Source organism: Eubacteriales bacterium mix99, assembly GCA_038396605.1.
Lineage (GTDB): Bacteria > Bacillota > Clostridia > Caldicoprobacterales > DTU083 > UBA4874.
The window spans coordinates 227,884-247,596 of record CP121690.1; the positions used below are offsets into that span (position 1 = coordinate 227,884).

22 protein-coding genes are annotated in these 19,713 nt (G+C 46.6%); 10 read left to right on the forward strand and 12 right to left on the reverse strand.

Features of this window, described 5'->3' with window-relative positions; translation table 11 throughout:
- Window positions 1-132 precede the first annotated feature (132 nt).
- The 4 genes from QBE55_00890 to QBE55_00905 all read left to right on the forward strand — a co-directional run bounded on the left by QBE55_00890 (window position 133) and on the right by QBE55_00905 (window position 1,515).
- Window positions 133-663 carry an ROK family protein gene (locus tag QBE55_00890; GenBank protein WZL78760.1) on the forward strand — a complete coding sequence of 177 codons (531 nt, stop codon included), beginning with the start codon at window positions 133-135 and terminating at the stop codon, window positions 661-663.
- A 131-nt stretch (window positions 664-794) separates the two neighbouring features.
- Window positions 795-1,019 (forward strand): DUF1659 domain-containing protein, encoded by a 225-nt coding sequence (locus tag QBE55_00895; protein ID WZL78761.1) that lies wholly within the window; start codon window positions 795-797, stop codon window positions 1,017-1,019.
- A gap of 54 nt (window positions 1,020-1,073) precedes the next feature.
- Complete coding sequence (locus QBE55_00900) at window positions 1,074-1,289, forward strand: DUF2922 domain-containing protein (protein ID WZL78762.1); 216 nt, start codon at window positions 1,074-1,076, stop codon at window positions 1,287-1,289.
- Window positions 1,290-1,371: 82 nt separating this feature from the next.
- Window positions 1,372-1,515, forward strand: a complete 144-nt coding sequence (locus tag QBE55_00905; protein ID WZL78763.1) for a YvrJ family protein — start codon at window positions 1,372-1,374, stop codon at window positions 1,513-1,515.
- Window positions 1,516-1,710: 195 nt separating this feature from the next.
- Here QBE55_00905 and QBE55_00910 read toward each other — a convergent pair whose 3' ends face one another.
- The 4 genes from QBE55_00910 to QBE55_00925 form a co-directional block, all read right to left on the reverse strand.
- Window positions 1,711-1,875 carry a hypothetical protein gene (locus QBE55_00910; protein ID WZL78764.1) on the reverse strand — a complete coding sequence of 55 codons (165 nt, stop codon included), beginning with the start codon at window positions 1,873-1,875 and terminating at the stop codon, window positions 1,711-1,713.
- Between the two features lie 319 nt (window positions 1,876-2,194).
- Window positions 2,195-3,100, reverse strand: a complete 906-nt coding sequence (locus QBE55_00915) for a HAMP domain-containing sensor histidine kinase (protein WZL78765.1) — start codon at window positions 3,098-3,100, stop codon at window positions 2,195-2,197.
- A complete protein-coding gene (locus QBE55_00920; GenBank protein WZL78766.1) occupies window positions 3,058-3,588 on the reverse strand; it encodes a hypothetical protein in 531 nt (176 codons plus the stop codon). Before QBE55_00920 ends, QBE55_00915 begins: the two co-directional genes overlap by 43 nt.
- 7 nt (window positions 3,589-3,595) lie before the next feature.
- Window positions 3,596-4,300, reverse strand: a complete 705-nt coding sequence (locus QBE55_00925; protein ID WZL78767.1) for a response regulator transcription factor — start codon at window positions 4,298-4,300, stop codon at window positions 3,596-3,598.
- Between the two features lie 338 nt (window positions 4,301-4,638).
- Between QBE55_00925 and QBE55_00930 the strand changes: the two genes are divergently transcribed.
- The 6 genes from QBE55_00930 (at window position 4,639) to QBE55_00955 (ending at window position 9,991) form a co-directional block, all read left to right on the forward strand.
- Complete coding sequence (locus QBE55_00930) at window positions 4,639-5,394, forward strand: ABC transporter ATP-binding protein (protein ID WZL78768.1); 756 nt, start codon at window positions 4,639-4,641, stop codon at window positions 5,392-5,394.
- Window positions 5,391-6,122 (forward strand): ABC transporter permease, encoded by a 732-nt coding sequence (locus tag QBE55_00935; GenBank protein ID WZL78769.1) that lies wholly within the window; start codon window positions 5,391-5,393, stop codon window positions 6,120-6,122. Before QBE55_00930 ends, QBE55_00935 begins: the two co-directional genes overlap by 4 nt.
- Window positions 6,119-6,889, forward strand: a complete 771-nt coding sequence (locus QBE55_00940; protein WZL78770.1) for an ABC transporter permease — start codon at window positions 6,119-6,121, stop codon at window positions 6,887-6,889. The genes QBE55_00935 and QBE55_00940 overlap by 4 nt, the downstream gene beginning before the upstream one ends.
- Before the next feature lie 5 nt (window positions 6,890-6,894).
- Window positions 6,895-7,167, forward strand: coding sequence for a hypothetical protein (locus tag QBE55_00945; protein ID WZL78771.1), 273 nt, complete (start codon window positions 6,895-6,897; stop codon window positions 7,165-7,167).
- 691 nt (window positions 7,168-7,858) lie between these two features.
- Window positions 7,859-8,752, forward strand: a complete 894-nt coding sequence (locus QBE55_00950; GenBank protein WZL78772.1) for a hypothetical protein — start codon at window positions 7,859-7,861, stop codon at window positions 8,750-8,752.
- Window positions 8,753-8,803: 51 nt separating this feature from the next.
- Window positions 8,804-9,991, forward strand: a complete 1,188-nt coding sequence (locus QBE55_00955) for a DUF1343 domain-containing protein (protein WZL78773.1) — start codon at window positions 8,804-8,806, stop codon at window positions 9,989-9,991.
- Between the two features lie 285 nt (window positions 9,992-10,276).
- Here the strand turns inward: QBE55_00955 and QBE55_00960 are convergent, their stop codons facing one another.
- From QBE55_00960 to QBE55_00995, 8 genes are all read right to left on the reverse strand, one after another.
- Window positions 10,277-11,476 carry a Gfo/Idh/MocA family oxidoreductase gene (locus QBE55_00960; GenBank protein WZL78774.1) on the reverse strand — a complete coding sequence of 400 codons (1,200 nt, stop codon included), beginning with the start codon at window positions 11,474-11,476 and terminating at the stop codon, window positions 10,277-10,279.
- 71 nt (window positions 11,477-11,547) lie between these two features.
- Window positions 11,548-12,372, reverse strand: a complete 825-nt coding sequence (locus QBE55_00965) for a TIM barrel protein (GenBank protein WZL78775.1) — start codon at window positions 12,370-12,372, stop codon at window positions 11,548-11,550.
- 70 nt (window positions 12,373-12,442) lie between these two features.
- Window positions 12,443-13,369, reverse strand: a complete 927-nt coding sequence (locus QBE55_00970) for a sugar phosphate isomerase/epimerase (protein ID WZL78776.1) — start codon at window positions 13,367-13,369, stop codon at window positions 12,443-12,445.
- Window positions 13,370-13,433: 64 nt separating this feature from the next.
- Complete coding sequence (locus QBE55_00975) at window positions 13,434-14,345, reverse strand: carbohydrate ABC transporter permease (protein WZL78777.1); 912 nt, start codon at window positions 14,343-14,345, stop codon at window positions 13,434-13,436.
- 128 nt (window positions 14,346-14,473) lie between these two features.
- On the reverse strand, window positions 14,474-15,220 hold the full coding sequence (locus QBE55_00980; GenBank protein ID WZL78778.1) for an ABC transporter permease subunit: 747 nt from the start codon (window positions 15,218-15,220) through the stop codon (window positions 14,474-14,476).
- A gap of 246 nt (window positions 15,221-15,466) precedes the next feature.
- Window positions 15,467-17,194, reverse strand: coding sequence for an extracellular solute-binding protein (locus tag QBE55_00985; protein WZL78779.1), 1,728 nt, complete (start codon window positions 17,192-17,194; stop codon window positions 15,467-15,469).
- A 156-nt stretch (window positions 17,195-17,350) separates the two neighbouring features.
- Complete coding sequence (locus QBE55_00990; GenBank protein ID WZL78780.1) at window positions 17,351-18,499, reverse strand: AraC family transcriptional regulator; 1,149 nt, start codon at window positions 18,497-18,499, stop codon at window positions 17,351-17,353.
- 94 nt (window positions 18,500-18,593) lie between these two features.
- Window positions 18,594-19,562 (reverse strand): hypothetical protein, encoded by a 969-nt coding sequence (locus QBE55_00995; GenBank protein WZL78781.1) that lies wholly within the window; start codon window positions 19,560-19,562, stop codon window positions 18,594-18,596.
- Window positions 19,563-19,713: the final 151 nt, after the last annotated feature.

The window sequence follows — 19,713 nt, forward strand, 5'->3', positions numbered from 1 at the left end:
GACATCAGATCTATGGCGATATAATTCCTTTGAATTAACATAGCCGCCCACCTAGCCTGGTCGTCACCATCCCCATGCCACATAATTTGGCCCCAGTTGCCGTTCCCGTCCTGATCCGTAGCCAGCAGTGACATGCCAATTGTTTTTCCTGACTCTGGCAACGCCATTTTTCACGGCGATATGGGGTTCCGCGGCGAGATCGGTCACACGACGATCAACTTTGAAGGCCCGAAATGCGCCTGCGGCAATACCGGCTGCCTGGAGCTTTATGCCGGTATCCCGGAAGTGGTATCCCAGGCAGAAAACTCCATTTCGCTGGGCATGGATTCCTCCCTTGCAGGGATCGGCCGGATCGAATGGACAGATATCGTGGAACAGGCAAAATCCGGCGATTCACTCTCCCGGAAGCTCATTGACAAGCAGTGCCTATACCTCTCCATCGGGCTTGTGAACCTGATCAATCTGTTTGATCCCCACACCATTTACCTGGGTCATGATATAGCACTTGCCGGCAGTCTGGCAACGGAAGCACTGGAAGCATATCTGAAGGACAAAACACTCAGCAGTAAATATAAATATGTGCCTGTGGAAATTTCCGATTTTGGCGAAAGCGCTCCCATTATGGGCTCGGTGGCCCTGGCGCTGGACAGGCTCATTTCCTGACCTCCTTTCAGGGAAAGTCAAGCTTTTTTCTTTTCCGTGTCCACTCCTCCTGTTCCGATGAAATCTATATAGTGTAAGGCGAACAAATGTTTGATTGCCTTGCCAATTCATCGGGAAAGGAGGTGTTTCGTATGGCATTGGTAAAAAAGCCGCTGAGCACCAGGGTGCAGATTCGTTTGAGCCTTGGCTTGGGTGAAAACGGCAGGGAACGGACCAGGGCAAAGTCTTTGAACAACATCAAAACGGATGCCCCTGATCAGGATATCTTTGATGTGGCTTCCGCACTGGCAGCCCTTCAGAGCTACCCGGTTGCCGGAATCCGCAAAGTGGAACAGTCCGACCTGATCAATGGGTAACGGATCCGCAGCAGCCAATGAAAGGCCCAACTTCAGAGGAAAGGAGATGAAAGTATGGAAACGATGCTGGAGATGATTTTTGCAACCGGATTGGGTAAGAAATTCCGGGTCACCTTTGACAGTCCCAGGGAAGATCTGGACCCTGCCGAAGTCGAGGCAGCCATGGAAACGGTTATCGGCAAGGACGTTTTTGAAGTGGAAGGCGGCCTGGCGGAAATCGACAGTGCGCAGCTCGTAACCACCCAGACGGAAGTCCTGGAATTTGCCTGACGAAACAAGGGGGGAGTCGCCTTTTCCCCCTTTTCCATTCCTGACAAACCCGTAAGCCGTTGTATGGAAAGGAGGCAAGGATATGGAAGAACTGGTCGGCTTGATTGCCAATGTAGGGTTTCCCATTGTGATTTCTGTGTATCTGCTGGTCCGGATCGAAAACCAGCTGAAGAACCTGGATCAATCGATTCAGGACCTTACCCATACCATTCATGGGATTGACTGATTGTGATCCTTCCAGCGCAATATAGGCTTCCGGGAATTCCCTGACAAAATCCGGACCGATTAAAACTCCAATTAAAATTTATAAAATGGCCCATCCCTCTCCGGATGAGCCGTTTTTTGAAATAGCCAAATCATAAGAAAGTCAATCCGGGCCGATGCGTTTTCTTCCAAGGCTCCGGCAGACATCTGCTGCTTCTCAGGATTCCGGTAATTCCGGCCGATGCATGGGCTGATTCCGGAGAACCGTGCCATCCTCCAGTCTCAGCCAGGATTCCACCTCCGATTGTCCCTCTCTCAGCCGGATAATTCTTGCCCCGCGTGCAAAGTTTTCTTTTCCGTATGTGTGATACCCGATGGACAAAGCCCTCCTTCCCAAGAAACCGGTAAACTTCATCCGCCGCGGTATAGGCCAGATACTGACTCATTGGATCCGACCAGGTATCATCTACCGCTGTCCCGGGATTGATATCCTGCATAGCTTGTATGACCGGCCTGTATTTACATGGCCCATTATATACTGGTTTGTACTGCCAGGCAAGCATTATATACTGGTGTATACTGGCAAGTATTATATACTGGTGTAAATCATCAGGCAATAGTCCTTTTCAAATGGCACAGAAAGAAAAGATATGTGAGTGTCCCCACCCCTTTGAATTTATACAATCCTCCACCCCCGCCCTTCATTGCAGCCGTGGCAGGATCATTTTTACGGCGAGACCGCCATGGGAACTGTGCTCCACAAGGGTTTTGCCTCCGTGGGAAGCTGCGATCTGCTTTACGATCTTAAGACCAAGCCCATGACGCTGTCCCGTTGTATTGGTATCACAGACCACATAATGCGGTGCTGTATTCAGCACTTTCCTTTCTGCTTCGGAAATCCCGATCCCGTCATCCTCCACACAGATGTTACAGCTCTTTTCCGTTGACTGAACCGAAACATACACTGTACAGCCACTCTCATTATGGTTGATGCAGTTTTGGATCAGATTGGATACGGCCCGCTTCAGTAAGTCCCGGTCCGCATTGACAAAACAGGAAGACAGGGTATCCTCCGTTTCCCATTCCATCGGGTATTTCTTTTCAATATCGGCATTCATGAAATCCACAACCACCTGCCGGACCAGTGCCACAGCGTTTTCTCTTTTCTGCTTTACAGGCTGCATATTATATTCCAGTTTGGAAGCAAGATTCAGATCCCAGATCAGATTGCTCATTCGCTGACTCTGCTGATAGATCACCATAGCCTTCTTCTGCACGCTGTCCGGGAGACCGGAATCGTTTTTCAGCTGTTCTGCATATCCCATGACCATGGACAGCGGAGTACGGATATCATGGGAAACCCCTGCAATCCAGTTTGCCCGGGCCGTTTCCTTTTTCCGCAGCTGATCGTTCTGGGACTGCAGCACCTCCGAGGTACGGTTGATATTGACAGACAACTCGGATAGCAGACCCCTTTCCCGGATATATACCGGTTTCCCGGTGGGCAAAGCCTGTATCCCATTGGCAATCGGCCGGACCGATTTCAAAAGCCTTGAATTGGCGATCATGTAGATAAGAAATATGAGTGCAACATTGATGGACAGCAAAAAAAGATCATCTTTGGCAGGTTGGCGATGAATTGATAGTCCCAGCTTGGCCACATATGTTTCCAGAAGCTGTCTTTCGGATAACCCAATACCATTAGGCCCTGTTCCAATTTCCCTGTAAAAGTCGGATATCCGTCAATATATCCACGGGTCAGGTCTGCAACATCAGACAGTGAAAATTTCAGCGGGACCGAATCGGGGAGATAGTCTGTGTGCCACACCACCTGATGGGTGGCATCCTCAATAAAAATCGCCCAGACGTGATGGGACTTCAATTCGGCGGATACCGGGCCGGACAGGACATATCCCTTCTCCGTCCGCTTAAGGGCCGCAGCCGCCTGCTCCGCTGCTTTCCACGGGGTGCCGTTGGGAGATTGCTTCAGAGCCACAATGACCAGCATGACAAAATTCAAAACAATCAGCAAAAATGAGCTGAGCAGCCATATCCCAACAAAACGACGAATCAGTTTCGGAATGCTGTTCATCATCCGTATCTCAGTCTCCCTCCACCATCAGTTTATATCCCAGCCCCTTGATGGTCAGAAGGGATACAGGCCGGGAAGGATTCCGCTCTATTTTTTCCCTGATCCGGCGTATGTGGGCCATCAGCGAGTTTTCATAGCCAAAGGGGTTCTCGCCCCAGGCTGCTTCGCACAGGGCGTCGATGGACACGATGCGGCCTGCGTTTCGATACAAAGCCAGCAGCAGCGCATGTTCCTTTGCAGTGAGGGGAATGGATTTTCCACCTTTTACAACCTCCGCACGGGCAAAATCAATTTCACTGTGGCACAGCTTTACCAGGGAATCCTCCTCTTTATAACATCTCCGCAAAATGGCCATGATACGGTACAGCAGCTCCTTCGGCGAAAACGGCTTGACCATGTAATCGTCGGCTCCCAGTCCAAAGCCTTTGAACTTGTCCTCCTCCTCGCCCCGGGCCGTCAGGAACAAGATCGGATAATCCCCGCTGTCCCTCAGTTCCTTCATTAAAGAAAAACCGCTTCCGTCCGGAAGCATCACATCCAGGATTGCCAGCTCCGGACAGAATTCCTCTGCTGCCGCAATCGCTTCCTTCACACTGCCTGCTGTTTTTATCCTTTCGAATCCACCCTCCGTCAGGATAGAGCCCACCATATCCAGAAGCTCCGGCTCATCATCGACAAGCAGGATGCGTTTTGTCTTTAAATATTCCGAGGCCACAGGAACTCCGCCTTCCTTCCGTTTCCGTTCTTTTGCATGATTTCATTATAGCACAGGGCGCTTTCTTTTATCACCTTCCGGCGAAATGTAAGACAGATGTAAGGAAGGGGAAAGGTTGCTGCAAGGTTGGACCGGTAGAATGTTTCTGTAAGAAAGGGAAAGAGGGAAAGCCAGAAAGAAAAGCCGGAACTGATAAGAAGCAAAAAGTCCGGAACAGATAAGAAGCTTAAAGAGAAGGGGTATGAAATGATAAAAAAGCAAAATCAATACAACCTATCCAATCTATGCAATCCATGCAAACCGAAAAGACAAAACAAACGGGAAAGGAGCAGAAAGATATGAATATCATTGAATCCAGTCACCTGACCAAAACCTATGGGGACTTTGCCGCCGTATCCGATATCCATCTTCACATACCAGGAGGAGAAGTTTATGGCTTTCTCGGCCCCAACGGGGCAGGAAAATCCACGACGATGAAAATGCTGCTGGGACTGACCAAACCTACACGCGGTACCTTTGTAATTGACGGCAAAAAATATCCGGAAAACAGGATGGAGATTCTGGGAGAGGTCGGATCCCTCATTGAATCCCCTGCTTTTTATGGAAACTTAAGCGGAGAGGAAAATCTGGAAATTGTCCGCAGAATCCTGGGTCTGCCAAAGTCCGCTGTTTCCGAAGCACTGGAGATTGTAGGCATGACTCCATACCGAAAAAGGCTTGCCGGAAAATACTCTCTTGGCATGAAACAGAGACTGGGCCTGGCCAGCGCCCTGATTGGCAGACCCCCGATTCTGACTCTGGACGAGCCGACAAACGGGCTGGATCCCGTGGGGATCCATGAAATACGGGCCCTCATCCGTTCCCTGCCACAGCAATTTGGCTGTACGGTGCTGGTATCTTCCCATCTGCTGTCCGAAATGGAACGGATGGCGGACTCTATCGGCATCCTGAATCACGGGCGTCTTTTGTTTGAAGGGACACTGCAGGAACTGAAGCAAAGAGCCGGAGCTCAGGGGTTCCCTACGGACAACCTGGAGGACTCTTTTCTCTCTCTGATTGAAACGGATAACCGGCAGACAGGAGGCATGAGATGAGCGTGTTCCCGGAATGCAAAAAAATGAAACGATCCGGTTTTTTCCCGGCGCTGCTGCTTGGCGGGCTGTTTTCCGCCATGGTTCCCGTTTTGAATATGGCCTTCCGTTCCGAACTCTATACCAGCCAGGGCAAGCCTCCTGTCCGGATCCTGCTTGATGCAAACTGGCAGATGATGGCCATGCTGAACATACTGCTTGTTCTGGTCGGTACCTGCATTCTGTATCATACGGAGTATGAGAATCATGCTATTGGGAAGATGGCTGCCCTGCCGATAAAACGAGGCAAACTGTTTGTGGATAAGTTCCTGTTGATGGCCGCTGCCTGCATTGTCATTCTCGCATTGGAAGCGGCTGCAGTTGGATTTTGTTCCTTCCGCTGGTTTCCGCTGCCTGAAGGCTTTCATGGGCTCATCCTGGAGCTGCTTCAAAACTTTGGATGCTTTTTGCTCCTGATGATGCCGGCTGTGCTGCTCTCGCTTTTCATCGCCTCAGTGTGTGAAAATATGTGGATTTCCCTGGGGATCGGTGTCATTTGCGTGTTTACAGCCACAATGCTGCCTTCCGGAAACTTTGCATTGTCACTGTTTCCCTATGCACTGCTTTTTCAGATCCCCGAAAGCCTGCCAGCGCACACGGCCGGTAAATTACTACTTGCCGTGCCCATCGAAATTGGGGCGATCAGTATTGCAGGAGCCCTGTTTACCAATATAAGGAGGCGGTTTACATGAAATTTTGTACCCTTGTTGGAGTGGAGCTCCGGAAGATCCGCCGATCCAGGATTCTGATTCTTTTGTTTCTGGGAACGGTCATTCTTTGGTTGCCCTCCGTCATCCATGCCGATATGAACTTTAAAATGCAGGCGGAAGGCATTTCACCGGAAAACAATTTTTTCATACAGGGATTCATGGGAATGGCAGCATTCCTGTTTCCCGCAAGCATGGTCGTTTGCACCGTATTGCTTCAGCAGACGGAACGAAACCATCATGGCATTCTAAAAATGCTGTCCCTTCCAGTCTGTCCCGCAAAGCTGTGTTTTGCCAAATTTACGGTATTGCTGCCACTGGCGGCAGCCCAGATTCTGATGACCGTCGGTATGTATGGGGTCAGTGCAGGCATTGCTTCCCGGACACAGGACTATAACTTCCTGCTGCCACTGTCCTATGTATTTAAACAGGCAGGTTCCATTTTACTGGCCTCCATTCCCATGCTGACGTTTTTCTGGCTCCTCTCCGTATGGATCCGGACTCCCATTTTTTCCATCGGATTCGGGCTTGCTTCCATCGTACCGTCCGTTTTGATGATCAATACAAAAGTGTGGTTTGTCTATCCCATGGCCTATCCATTCTTCGTTATTGTTTCGGAATATGGAAAACTGGCCACGCGTCTTTCCACAGCACCCATCAAATGGATTCCATGGCTGCCTGTTGCAGCTGGGATTACAATTATTTGTTTGCTCCTGTCCTGTTTCCGTTTCGGACAAGTTGAAAGGGGATAAATTCAATGAAAAATAAAATTCTTACCGGCATGAGTACCCTCATGATGTTTATACCGTGGACCATCTTTCCGCTCAGGACGCTGGACTGGGCGTTGAAATCCCCTGCAGCGGAAATCATCATATCCTGCTACGCAGCCTTTATGATTCTCAGCGGCATATTTACCATAGCCTCCTATATGAAAGCAAAGGTGCAGAATAACCTTATGAAAATCTGTCTTCTGGTAAACGGTCTTTATGCGGTTGTGGGCGTTGCTGCTTTTGGTTTGATGATGATGTAAAAAATGCCCAAAACAAAATCTCCTGCCATTATCTCATCTGGCAGGAGACTTTATGCTTTCTTCCTAATTTGCAATTTCTTTCCCCAACCTTTCCACTGTTTCCCGTGGCAACTCCGTTATCTCACAGATCAAATCCAGGCTTAAGCCCTTTTTCAGCATCTTTTGAGCAGTCTGCAGGTTCCTTTCCCGTCGCCCTTCCTGTCGACCCTCATCTTTAGCTTTGTAGTAAAAGGATTCCATCACTTCAGACACCTCCCCTGACAATCTTGAAAGTTCTTCCTTATCTGCTGTTTTCGTTTTTTCGATATGCCTTCTCAGTTTAAAAAGTTCAAAAAATTAATTAATCTTGATCCATTCCATTGCTTCAAGAGGTCAATACCTGTTGAACCTCCCCACTTAAACACTAAGCGTTTTGAAGATGAGGGATTCATGTTATCGTTCACCATTTGGGTACGGTAACTGTAGAGGTGATTCATCACCCCTTATCGAAGCGGGCGTATTTTCGCTTACTTTTTGATAAACAAACTTGGAGGTAAGATGACATGAAGGGAATACCCGTAAAACTGCAAAGCCAGAACTGCTGCAATACTGTGACAGACAGATCCTGTTAAAAATGCAGGAACCATGATATAATTTAACAGATCATTAGAACAAGTTGCGGCGCTGTCAGCGCTGCAAAGGAGGAACTCATTTGAAAAAATACCGGAAAGCGATAATACTCCTCTCCACAATCACCATCCTTATGGGACTTTTATCCGGCTGCGGGAGACCAACCCCAATAAGCGTTGCGAAAAACGTAGTGGAAGCCGTGAAGAATCTGAAGTCTGTGGATGGAGCCACAGAAGTTGATTTGAAAATGACATTTCCCTCCAATCCGGTCATTGGTATAAATGGTGGTGATTTGGGCATGAAGCTGAATATGGATGTTCAGTCCATCCTGGCACCAAAGCCGGCGATCCATTCTTCAGGGAAGTTGTCCATGTCCGGGCCAATCCGCATTGAAACCGATACCGAGAGTTATTCTGTCAAAACTGACGGTGGATATATAGCATACACTTCATTAGCCGGCAAGTGGATGAAACTGGCTTCCAATGATAAAAAATTAAATATGGATACACTCGCCAAAAAGGATGTGTACCAGGCAATCGTTGATAAAAAGATTAAAGCTTCCCTGGATGATAAACTGCAGAAAGTCGGCAAGAAAGATGCTTATCTGCTGAAGGTTACACTAAAGGGAGAATATATAAAGGAGCTGCTTTCCTCCCTTGGAGATATGGCAAAAGATATTTCAAATGCTTTGGATTCGGATGACATCAACATTAACATGGATATTTATATTTATAAGGATTCCAGTTTACCCGCTAAAATTACAGCGGATCTGGGTGATCTGACTGATGCAATGATTTCCGGAACGGATGAAGAAAATGCTGCCAAAATAAAAGAAATCACTCTGTCAATGACCGTGAATTCCTATAACAAGGTGAAGCCGATTCAGATTCCGGAAGAAGTAAAAAAGAACGCCATTGACATCGATGAATTGAATCCGGAAAATATACCGTCCGGCGAAAAGGGAGATGCTCTGTAACATGCAGCAGAGATATTGCAAGGCTCATTGAAGGAAAGGATGATGGAATCCATGACTGCTGGTGTCCTGACCGGTATTGACAGAACAGAGGAGTGCCGGCGTGTCTTCGGAAATGCGCGGCTTGGCCTGATTACCGGATATTCCGGCCTTGCCCGCAATATGAAAACCAGTATTGATGTTCTGAAAGAAAGGTTTAATCTTCGTGTCCTGTTCTCTCCCGAACATGGAGTACGGGGCATCCTCGGGCCAGGAGAAAAGGTTTCCTTTTATATCGATCGGTTTTCCGGATTGCCTGCCTATAGCCTGTATGAAGATTCCATTTCTTCCGGGGATGGCGGCGCAAAGGATCGGGTATATCAGCCTTCCAGGGAAGCGATGAATCAAATCGACATGATGGTGTTCGATATTCAGGATGTCGGTTCGCGTTACTATACCTACGCGTCCACCCTTTTCCATGCCATGCGTGCCTGCACAGCTGCGGACAAAAAAATGGTGGTACTGGACCGCCCCAATCCAATCGGCGGAACCGTGCTGGAAGGCAATTGCCACACAAAGGATCTGCTTTCCTTTATCGGGCTGACGCAAATCCCAATTCGCCACAGCTGGACAATGGGTGAAATGGCACAGTATTACAACGGCGAGCATCATCTGGGCTGTGACCTGGGGGTGATTCCCGTGCAGGGCTGGAACCGTGAAATGTATTTCAATGAAACCGGTCTTCCTTTTGTCAAGCCCAGTCCCAATCTGCCCACTCCTGATTCCATTCTGGTTTACAACGGAACCTGTCTGTTCTCCGGAACGAATGTTTCAGAAGGGCGTGGAACCACCACTCCCTTTACCACAATCGGCGCACCTTATATTGATCCGATTGCACTGTCTGATCGAATGAACCGGGAACACTGTCCTGGTCTTGCATTCAGTCCGGCATTTTTCATCCCTTCCTTTGGAAAACACGCCGGAAAATGCTGCTATGGGGTACAGATCCATATTTCAGAGCCCAAAGCAGTCCGCGCCGTAGAGCTTGGAGTGCTGCTTATGTGCACGATCCGGGAAATGTACCCAGGGCAGTTTGCATTTAATCCGCCGCCTTCCGAAGGGGCGCATTATCATATTGACCTTGCATCCGGGAACACGGATCTGCGGGAAGGCAAGCTCTCCGCCGATCAAATCCTGAGTAAATGGAATAAGGAAGCTGCTGCATTCCGTCCAATTCATCAAAAATACCGGATCTACGATTAAATGAGACCACCCAGAGAAGCTCTGCCGGCGTCTCCGGCATCAACCCTGGAAACGGAAGAAAGGTCCGGAATCACTAATGTCTTCCGGACTGTGACAACCCAGCGTGATCACCTGCAGGGGCCTTCCCCCGGGATTCACTTCCACTTCTCCCAGCTGTCAAATCTCAAAAATATACTCCATCTCCACCGTAATTTTGTCCCGCCGGATGCACTGTTAAAAGTCCGGGAACGGTGGAAAATCCATCGCCCCCGGATCAAAAAGAATACCCTTCTTTAGCAAAATTACTTAGAAATCGTATCTGAGGATGCCAAATGGGGTCTCCTGCGTTCTCAAAGCCGTGGATTTGCTGAGAGTCGGGATCTCGTCGGCAAGGATTTCCCTGTTCAATGTACTCGAAAGGAAAAGTCCTTCACTGACCCGCATGGTTTCCAGTGCAATATCCTTTGTCGGAAGAAGCTTGCACTGGCCGCGCAGGGCCGCGAGCCAATGTGCCTGCGAATTGCAATAGAAGCTGTAGTTCGGATCCACCTGCGCACGGCGGCCGAACTCTGCCTTCAGGTCGGGCTTGACCACTCTCGGATAACCAAGCTCTTCATCATAGAAGGAAAACGTATTTTCCGTCGGATCTTCTTTGACGCTGGAAAAGCTGCCGCCAAGCGATACACCGCCTTTTGAACCATAAATGGCCGAAGGCGGGAATGGACCACCGTGGATTGCCCAGGATTCGAGGATATCGAGCGTCAGGTCATTCTCATAATATGCAAACCCTGCGCCAAGCTCTTCCACATCAAACTTGCTGATCGCCTTGCGAACAGGATCCATGGCAAGCTCCTGATATACTTTGCCGGACACCCTTTCAAGCTTCGGAAGGCCCAGAAGATAGAGGATCTGTGAGATATGGTAAACCCCCATATCGTACAGTGCCCCATGCTGGGCCATATAGGCCTGATCAAACTCCTTTTCCGCGTATCCGTCAACATACGGCCGCCCCCGGCGGCGGTAGCCATAGGAGCGGGCATGATAAATATGACCAGGTTTCCCGCTGTCAATATACTCCTTTGCCGCGACAGTTTCAGGATCATAGATCCGGCCAAGCTGAATATGCAGCATCCTGCCGTAGTCTTCGCTGGCCCGGTACATCGTGACGGCGTCTGCGAAGGATCCCGCCATTGGCTTTTCGCAGTAACAGTGTTTGCCGGCACGCAGGACATCAAGAACGAGCGGGAGATGCAAATTGTTGTGAACCGTTACGTCCACGGCATCAATGTCGTCTCTCTTCAGCATCTCCCGATAATCAATATAGCGATGCCCGATATGAAAATCATCACAGAACTCATTGAGCTTTTCTTCTATAATATCAGACGCTGCAACAAACTTTACACCAGGAAGACCGGCATAATTCCTCATATGATTGCGCTGCTGAACGCCGGTGCCGATCAATGCGATCCGAACCTCTTTCGGTTTTTGTCTGGGTCTCCATTCCATCTTTTATCCTCCCCCATTATTCCACACTGAAAAACCGGTTTACACAGATTTTTGCTTCTCCCATTCTTACCTTACTTTCCGTCACGGTCCCGGAACCATTTTGCCGACGCGGCAAGTGCGCCGATGGGATCCTTCGGAAAACGAACCGGATTGACATACTCCATGATATACCATCGAACGCCGGCTTCCCTGCGGGCTATCCGGAAATATTCCTCCCAGTTGATGGTGCAGTCCGGATCATCAAAGAACACATCCCGACCCTTGGGCGAGTAAGGCTTCATATGAATTGTTACAGCACGGCCCGGATATTTCTTCAGCAGATGGATCATATCCCCGCCGCCACGCATTCCGTTTCCGATATCGTTTTGCAGTATGACACTGGAGGGAGTGTTCTGCGCGATGATGTCCCATGGCAGTTCTTTCGTATCGTCTGTGGGCCGGAACTCCGCCGCATGATTATGGTAGCCTGTAACCATTCCATGCATGCCGAGCAAATCCGAAACCCAGGTCAACTCCGCGGCGAACTGCAGGCAGCTTTCCCGGGTGGCAAGGACTTCTTCCGGCCGCCAGGGAACGATGATAAATGGATTGCCAAGAACCTTGTTGTAGGTAATGGTGGAGTAAATATTTTCCGGGGACAGGCATTCCCAGGGCGTATGCCATCCCACAATCTGCAGCCCTGCTTCTTCAAGGGCAAAACGAACCTCCTGGGCAGGATACTTAAATCCACCGGCAAACTCCACTCCATCGTATCCGGCCTCCCTGATCCGCTTCAATGTACCGCGAAGATCCTTTGTCAGCATATCTTCCACCGGAAAAAGCTGTGTGGCAAGCGGTAAGTGCGTCTCCACAGCTACCTGTTGATTTTTCCCCCATCCCTGAGGCAAACTGTTCATATGATCCCTCTCCTTTCATTTTTTATAGACCTGCCGGAAAAGCCGACTCCCGGCATGCCCATACTGTCCATTATGAATTTGCCATTAAACCCTTCGTATACTCCAGTGCCATCTGCGTCTGCCCATCAACGTAGTCTATGCCGGCAAAATCCGATCCATCCATGGCAGGATGACAGAACTCATAGGATAGATATCCGTCATAACCGACGCGCTTCATTTCCTTCACAAACGTGCCATAGTTCATCAGAGGATTGTGATGGAGGCAGCGCTTCGGCATAAGAACACCGTCTTTGCGCTCCCACTCGCCGTTATAATGATAATGTACATCCATCGATCCGATGGTGTCAAAGGCTTCCCGAATAATGGCCGGATCGTCGCACTCATGGTTCAGATCAAAACAGGCCTTGAGCCAGGGCGAGTCCACCTCCGTTACCATATCATATACCTCCCTCCACGTCCCGACTATGGGTGGGTGATTCTGAAGGGCCATCGTCACACCATATTCCCCGGCATACCTGCATGCCTCCTTCAGCGTGTCACGTACAAATCGCCAGCGCTGTAAAAAAGGCACATCCCTGAAACAGCGCTCCCAGTTGCCGCGGGCCTCATCGTAGGTTGCCATGCCGTCACGCATCGTAATGCCCGGCCAGGCCGCAAACACGCGCAATACCTTGCATCCAAGATCGGCTGCAAGCCGGAGCTGCTCCTTCACCATGAGGAGCTGCGCTTCCCGATGTTCGGGTACCGGGCTGGAAAAATCATTGTCGGCAGAGAGCACGGGCAGCGCAAGGCCCAGCGTACCGGCCTGATCCACCACCGCCTTGCGGACATCCTCCGTCCAGTCCATTGGATTGGCATGCGGACGTTTGCAGTCAAACTCCACACCGTCATAGCCAAATTTTTTGGCGCGTGCCAGTACATCCTGCCATGTCAGCGCCTCCCCTTTGTACCATATGCCAAGGTACGTTATGGAATACAAACAAGTTTTCAGTGACATAGAAATCCTCCTTTTGCCTGTTATTATATTCGAAAACCCACAAGGGCTTCGTACCGGAACCACACTATCCTTTCAATGAACCAATCATAACACCCTGGATAAAATATTTCTGTACAAAAGGATATAAACATAAAATGGGAACTGTAGATACCACAATCAAAGAGTATTTCAAAAGATCTGCCAGTCCCCGTTTGGCCGCCATCAGCTCCGGATCCATAAGCAATGAACTGTCAATCGTATTGGATACCAGAATATCCCTCAGAAATATCTGCAATGGGAACAGGTCCTTATTGTTAAGATATAAAAAAGCGTCAAAATAGGCATTCCAACGATCCACTGCATAATAAAGGGTAATCACCGCAATAATTGCTTTTGACAATGGCAGAACAATGGAAAAAAACAATCTGGTATCATTGCAGCCGTCTATATTGGCAGCATCATAGAGCTCAGCGGGTATGGTATTTTGGATAAAAGTCCGGGTAATGATCATGTTGTAAACAGAAATTGCACCCGGAAGTATCATGGCATACACGGTATTGATGATCCTCAGGTTTTTCATTAAAATATAGTTCGGCATCATTCCACCATTAAACAGCATAGTGAATGCAAACAAGAATGTGAATACACCTTTATACGGTAAATTTTTCCTGGCCATGGGATACGCTGCCATTAAAGTCATGGCAACATTGATCATGGTACCGACAACAGTATAGAAAATAGTATTGCGATAACCAATGATCACATCTTTATTTTCAAACACTGCCCTATATCCTTCCAGACTCAAATCAACCGGCCACAGAATCACTTTTCCGGAAGCAACCGCCTCGCCGGATGAGAAAGAGCAGGACAAAATGTAAATCAACGGATACAACATCAGGATCGCTACAATAAATACAATGATATCGACAATCATATAAAATAATCTGTCCCCTGTGGAAATTGCCATTATTACTGCACTGCTTTGTTCCCTTCCCATACAGAACCACTCCTGTTATGTCCTTTTTTCAAAAATCCGAGGATGTAAAGCTATCCTTCCGATACCTGTCTCATCCCTAATACTACTGTCCCCACTTATGGCACTTCTCCGGTATTTATTGATGTTGCCTACCATAGACTGGTATCACTTGCCATTTTACTGATTTGATTCACCACCACTATGATCATAAAGTTTACGAGGGAATTAAAGAAATCGATCGCCGTCGCATAGGAAAAGTCTCCCCCGCCTGCAGCCAGGCCGACTTTGTAAACATAAGTGGAGATCACTTCGCTGGTACTCAAATTCAGATTATTCTGCATCAGATAAACCTTTTCAAATCCAATATTCATGATGCTGCCCGATTGAAGAATCAACATAATGGATATAGTGGGCAGGATCGCAGGTAAATCAATATGCAATATTTTCTTGAACCTTGAAGCTCCGTCTATTTCTGCTGCCTCATATAGATCCGTATCTGCTCCGGATAAATCAGCAATATATATAATCGTTCCCCAACCGGAATTTTGCCATATGCCAGACCAGACATACAGATGACGAAAGGCATCCGGACTGCTCAATAAATCATCTGGACGGATCCCCTTCAATAACATGGAAAGCTTTCCATACAAACCGATCTGTACGTTAAAGATCTGAAACACCATCCCAACCAGCACAACAACGGATATAAAGTAGGGAATATACGTAACGGTCTGGACGAATTTCTTATAGCTCCGGTTTCTTAGTACATGAAAGCACAGAGCAAGAATGACAGGAATGGGAAACCCGGCGATCAGCTGATAAAAGCTCAGTATAATCGTATTGGGTAATATCCTTGAGAATTGATAGGAAGAAAAAAACTTCAAAAAATTCTTCATGCCTACCCATTCGCTGTACCAGATTCCCCCCCTAATTGTATATTTTCGAAAAGCAATCTGAAGGCCAAGCATCGGATAGTATTTGAACACAAGTAAATATATCAAAGGAAGAAGCAGAAAGAGGTACAATCTCCAGTGCTTTTTCACATTGTAAAGGAAACCTCTCTTTAGGGTGGAAGTACGGGCTATTTCACATTGTGCCATGATTCAATCCCAACCTTTCAGATCACGTTTTTGTATTGTACCTCACTTGTGCGTACGGCTATAAGCCGTTTGGGACACTTCCAGAAATTTTTTCAGCCCGATCTTTTCAAGTTCTTTCAGGTACGACTTCCACTGGGTATCAAGATCCAGATCACCGGTAATAAACCGAGCCATACTTTCATTTACATAAGTCACCAAAGATGTTTGAATGTCCTTGATTTGTTCCGTTTCCTCTGCCGTATATTTAATAATATCAACGTATTCTTCCGGCCCATGGTCAATATAAAATGGGACAGCTTCCGCAATAAACAGTTCGCCGTACAGTGGGTCGTCTACATTCACCGCCATTCCATCCTGGACACCCATTTCCATTACAACGTTCAATCCTCCCTCCCAATGCTTGTTCTGTATGGTTCCCCACGGTAAAACAGGTACGACAATTGGTTCAAACCCCAAATCTTCATATAATCCCCTGTCATTTGGCCCCGGCTCTTTCCAGTCTACCCCTGGCTCCCCAAATCGATTTTTTAAAGCAAAGTCTTTTGACATCATTGCATCGCCAAAACGAAAAGCAGCTTCCGGATGTTTTGCATCTTTTGTGATAATAAAGTACGAGTTTGGCAAAGAAGGATAATAAGCGGTATAACATACTCCTTTTGGCCCTGTCAGAGGAGGCAATGGCTTATATTCCAGCTTCCTTTTATTTTTCGGACCGAAGAAGAAATTTCCTCCTGTATAAACACCTACTGTACTTTTTTCTCCATTCTCGAGCAATTTTGTCAACTGCTCCTCATCCTGTGTAAAGCACTGAGGGGACAACAGGCCTTCCTTCACAAGCATATTGGCATACTTCAGCCCGGCTTTCCACTCCGGCTTATTATAGGGAACATCCAGTTTCCCATCCTTTAGCAGCCATCGGGGTTTTACGTTGACTGTAGCGGCATCATCATAGATAAACGCATTCATAATGGCATCTGCAGAAGATCCCTGCCAGTTCTGTCCGCCTGTATAAGGAATTTCATCCTTTTTGCCGTTTCCATTTGGATCACGATCCCGGAAGGCTTTCAAAACTTCTGTGAATTCATCTGTCGTCGCCGGCATCTCCAGGTTCAATTTGTCCAGCCAGGTCTGATTGATCCATTGTCTTTGAGAGAATTGATCTCCCATCTGCTCCGTATATTTGGGCAGATAGTAGATGTTGCCATCCGCAGATGTGATCAAGCCTTTCAAATCCTTTGCTTTCACACGGGAAAACGCATCCTGAACCTCTGCTCCCAAATCATCTATATAGTGATTGAGTGGAAGAAAAACTCCCTGCGATCCGTAGTTTAAAATATCCATATCGTCCATCCGGAATCCCGTTAGAATTTCCGGCAGCTCCGTCCCGGAGTTGATCTGGATCTCCAGTTTCTGTTTGGCATCCTTAAATGGAAACACACTGAATACAAGGTTCATATTTGTGAATTCTTCCATTTCCTGAGTCAGCCAATTCGTCTCATAATCTTCTACCTGCATGCTCTGAACCACACCAACACTGATATCCGTTTTCTCTTGACAGATTGGAAAAACACCCGGGTCGTTAACAATAGGATCGGTCATTTTAGAAGAATTTTTTAAATCGACGTCTCCGGCAGAGGATTTTGCAGGATTTTTAACTGTATCGGCTGCTGCATCCGAATCCGGGGTTCCCTGATTGCTGGAATGGCACGCTATACTTAAGAACATCACAACCAAAATCATGAGAGTAGAACCCAATCGCCTCTTCTTCATATTAACACCCCTTTGATTTATCTGATGTAAAATCATAGCATGAAAAGGCCGGAAATAGCACATGAAATTCAGTTTTCCTCATGAACAAGGTTATAATCCAACCATGATACTTTTATTTTGTCATGAAAATCGTTATAAATCGGAAGGGCAACAACTTCAACCGGCTAAATAAGTCCTTCTCCATGAGCTGGGTGAAACATGGTAAACTCTTCGAAAGGCTTTATAAAATGTATTTTGTGAGGTAAACCCCACCTCCATTGCGATCTGGGTAATACTGAATCTTGAATTCTTCAGCAAAACCAGTGCATGTTCCAGACGTACCGATTCCAAATACTCCGAATAGGTTTTTCCTGTTTGCTCCTTTATAAACTGAGAAACATATTTTTCATTTATTTCAAATTTTTCAGCCAGGATTGAAATACATAACTGCTGATCCTGATGATGCGTATTGATAAAATGAAGCAGTTTCTCTCTCAGATTATCATTATGACTGCGTTTATATCCGTTGACCCGCCGGCATATCGTCTGACAGCAGACCAGCATGTCATGGAGCAATTCATAATGTGTTTTGTTCTCTTCAAAATCCGCAATTTTGATTTCGCTTTCCAGAGACAGTTTATAGACTGCCTGAATGATCACGCCGCGAACGCTATAAAAGCTCTGCTTAAATCCGGAAGATAATAAACTGCCCGGTAAAAAAATTTCTGAAAATATGGAATCTACTTCCTTCTCTTTTCCGGCAAGCAGAAGATCATAAACTTGGCCCAATATAGCTGGTGTAATCTTCCTGTTTGCCGCACAGGACTGCTCCACATTCAGGAAAACGACAGGGCTTTCCTGTGTAACCTTTTCCAATATATTTTTTGCATGATGATAAATTTCAAAAAGTTGATTGGGATCCTGAAATTCCTTACTTACAGCAAGTCCCACCAGCATGGAATCCGCCTGCTTTTGAACCGTATGAAGAATCATTTTCATTTGAATCTCAATGGATGGGTAGTTTTCAAATGGGATCTCCCCATAAGGGATAATGGCTGCAATATACCTGTTGTCTATTTCATATATTACGCAGTCCTCCGGCAGAAAACTTCTGATTTCCTTCAGAGGCAGCCTTTTATGACTGCTCTTTCTCTGGCAGACATCTTCCTCCTCCCGGGTATCACCAATAGCGGAAAACAACAGAAGACAGCTCATGGGATAAAATCTCAGATCACATTCGGAAAATTTTTTCTCATCATACATAATGGTTCCCTTTAGAAGATCTTCAAATAGCCTGTTTTTCATTTTGCTTTTGTAGGATTCCATATCCTGTTGATATCTTGTTTGGTTGTGGTTCAGTAATGTAAAGGACTGATGTAAGTATTCAAGCTCATTCCTTCTTTCCTTTTCTGAACTTCCGTCATTGCCTATGCCAAAGGAGTGAATCTCCTTGAATCTCCTTTACCAGATTGACAATAGGCGCAGAGTTTCGGTAAGCAAAGGCAAAGGATAACAACATACTCAGGAAAATCGCCACTAAAGTGGATGTCAGTATGATGGCAATGGACTTTTGCAAAGCCGGCTCATAAATCGCCTTCGGAACACCTGCCACGAGTTTTAACCCCAGTAAACCGATTTCACGATCTAACAATTCCAGATCTGAGCCGTTATTTCGAATCGCATATCCTTTCGGATTATACTCAAATACAGTTTGATTATCAGCGTCCATTATTATGAAATAGCCCATTTTTATCATATCGGATTGAAAGAATAACTGAAGCAAAGATTCTTTGTCAATCAGTGTATAGAGTGAGCTCTTTTGGTTGACTGCAATATGTAATGTTATGAATTCATCTGCTTTGACTCTATTGTATAACAAAACCAGGGCGGATGGATTTACGGATTGATTGAAATGTTCCCGGAATCCATCCAGTTCGTCGAAGTCTTCTGTTTCATATTTTAAAAATGTACCATAAAAAAGATTTTCGTCAAAATAAATCCGATTCATATCAAATACAACATGATTATTATGAAATACAACAAAGGAATGGTTCGCCAGGTAGATAGGCTGCATAAGTTGCGTAAAAGTCTTTTGCACCTCACGTACCCTCAAGCATTCCCCTGGCTGAAATTCATCGGTCTGTGAAACAAGGTATTTATAATTCAAGTCGTCATTCAAGTATACCAGAACCCTTGTCAAATCAATGAAGGTCCGCTCAAATTCATCCACTCCTGTCTCCATTTTTGCCGCTATATTGGCAATCTCTTTTTCCTTCAGGTTGTTCAGGCTGATTTTATAAACAGGCAGCAGACATAATACCAGGAACAGGATTACTGCGACATATGTCAGTATAAAACGATAAAATATCCGGAAAGGCTTCTTTTTCATATGCATTTGCCTCCTGATGGACTGCCATTTATAGTAGTCACGACTCAGACTTCTGATATTTCCCTTATACTACATTATAGTTTGAACAAATCTTTTTATCCATACCCTTGCACCAAAATTTATAATCCAATAATTTCCATTCGTATATTAA

Bases quoted from the DNA above. Each gene is read 5' to 3' on its own strand.
- QBE55_00995 (WZL78781.1), bottom strand. From the start codon at position 19,562: ATGAAAAAGAAGCCTTTCCGGATATTTTATCGTTTTATACTGACATAT.
- QBE55_00960 (WZL78774.1), bottom strand. From the start codon at position 11,476: ATGGAATGGAGACCCAGACAAAAACCGAAAGAGGTTCGGATCGCATTG.
- QBE55_00990 (WZL78780.1), bottom strand. From the start codon at position 18,499: ATGGAATCCTACAAAAGCAAAATGAAAAACAGGCTATTTGAAGATCTT.
- QBE55_00920 (WZL78766.1), bottom strand. From the start codon at position 3,588: ATGATGAACAGCATTCCGAAACTGATTCGTCGTTTTGTTGGGATATGG.
- QBE55_00975 (WZL78777.1), bottom strand. From the start codon at position 14,345: ATGGGAAGGGAACAAAGCAGTGCAGTAATAATGGCAATTTCCACAGGG.
- QBE55_00890 (WZL78760.1), top strand. From the start codon at position 133: ATGCCAATTGTTTTTCCTGACTCTGGCAACGCCATTTTTCACGGCGAT.
- QBE55_00895 (WZL78761.1), top strand. From the start codon at position 795: ATGGCATTGGTAAAAAAGCCGCTGAGCACCAGGGTGCAGATTCGTTTG.
- QBE55_00955 (WZL78773.1), top strand. From the start codon at position 8,804: ATGACTGCTGGTGTCCTGACCGGTATTGACAGAACAGAGGAGTGCCGG.
- QBE55_00905 (WZL78763.1), top strand. From the start codon at position 1,372: ATGGAAGAACTGGTCGGCTTGATTGCCAATGTAGGGTTTCCCATTGTG.
- QBE55_00970 (WZL78776.1), bottom strand. From the start codon at position 13,369: ATGTCACTGAAAACTTGTTTGTATTCCATAACGTACCTTGGCATATGG.
- QBE55_00900 (WZL78762.1), top strand. From the start codon at position 1,074: ATGGAAACGATGCTGGAGATGATTTTTGCAACCGGATTGGGTAAGAAA.
- QBE55_00945 (WZL78771.1), top strand. From the start codon at position 6,895: ATGAAAAATAAAATTCTTACCGGCATGAGTACCCTCATGATGTTTATA.
- QBE55_00935 (WZL78769.1), top strand. From the start codon at position 5,391: ATGAGCGTGTTCCCGGAATGCAAAAAAATGAAACGATCCGGTTTTTTC.
- QBE55_00980 (WZL78778.1), bottom strand. From the start codon at position 15,220: ATGAAGAATTTTTTGAAGTTTTTTTCTTCCTATCAATTCTCAAGGATA.
- QBE55_00965 (WZL78775.1), bottom strand. From the start codon at position 12,372: ATGAACAGTTTGCCTCAGGGATGGGGGAAAAATCAACAGGTAGCTGTG.
- QBE55_00985 (WZL78779.1), bottom strand. From the start codon at position 17,194: ATGAAGAAGAGGCGATTGGGTTCTACTCTCATGATTTTGGTTGTGATG.
- QBE55_00940 (WZL78770.1), top strand. From the start codon at position 6,119: ATGAAATTTTGTACCCTTGTTGGAGTGGAGCTCCGGAAGATCCGCCGA.
- QBE55_00930 (WZL78768.1), top strand. From the start codon at position 4,639: ATGAATATCATTGAATCCAGTCACCTGACCAAAACCTATGGGGACTTT.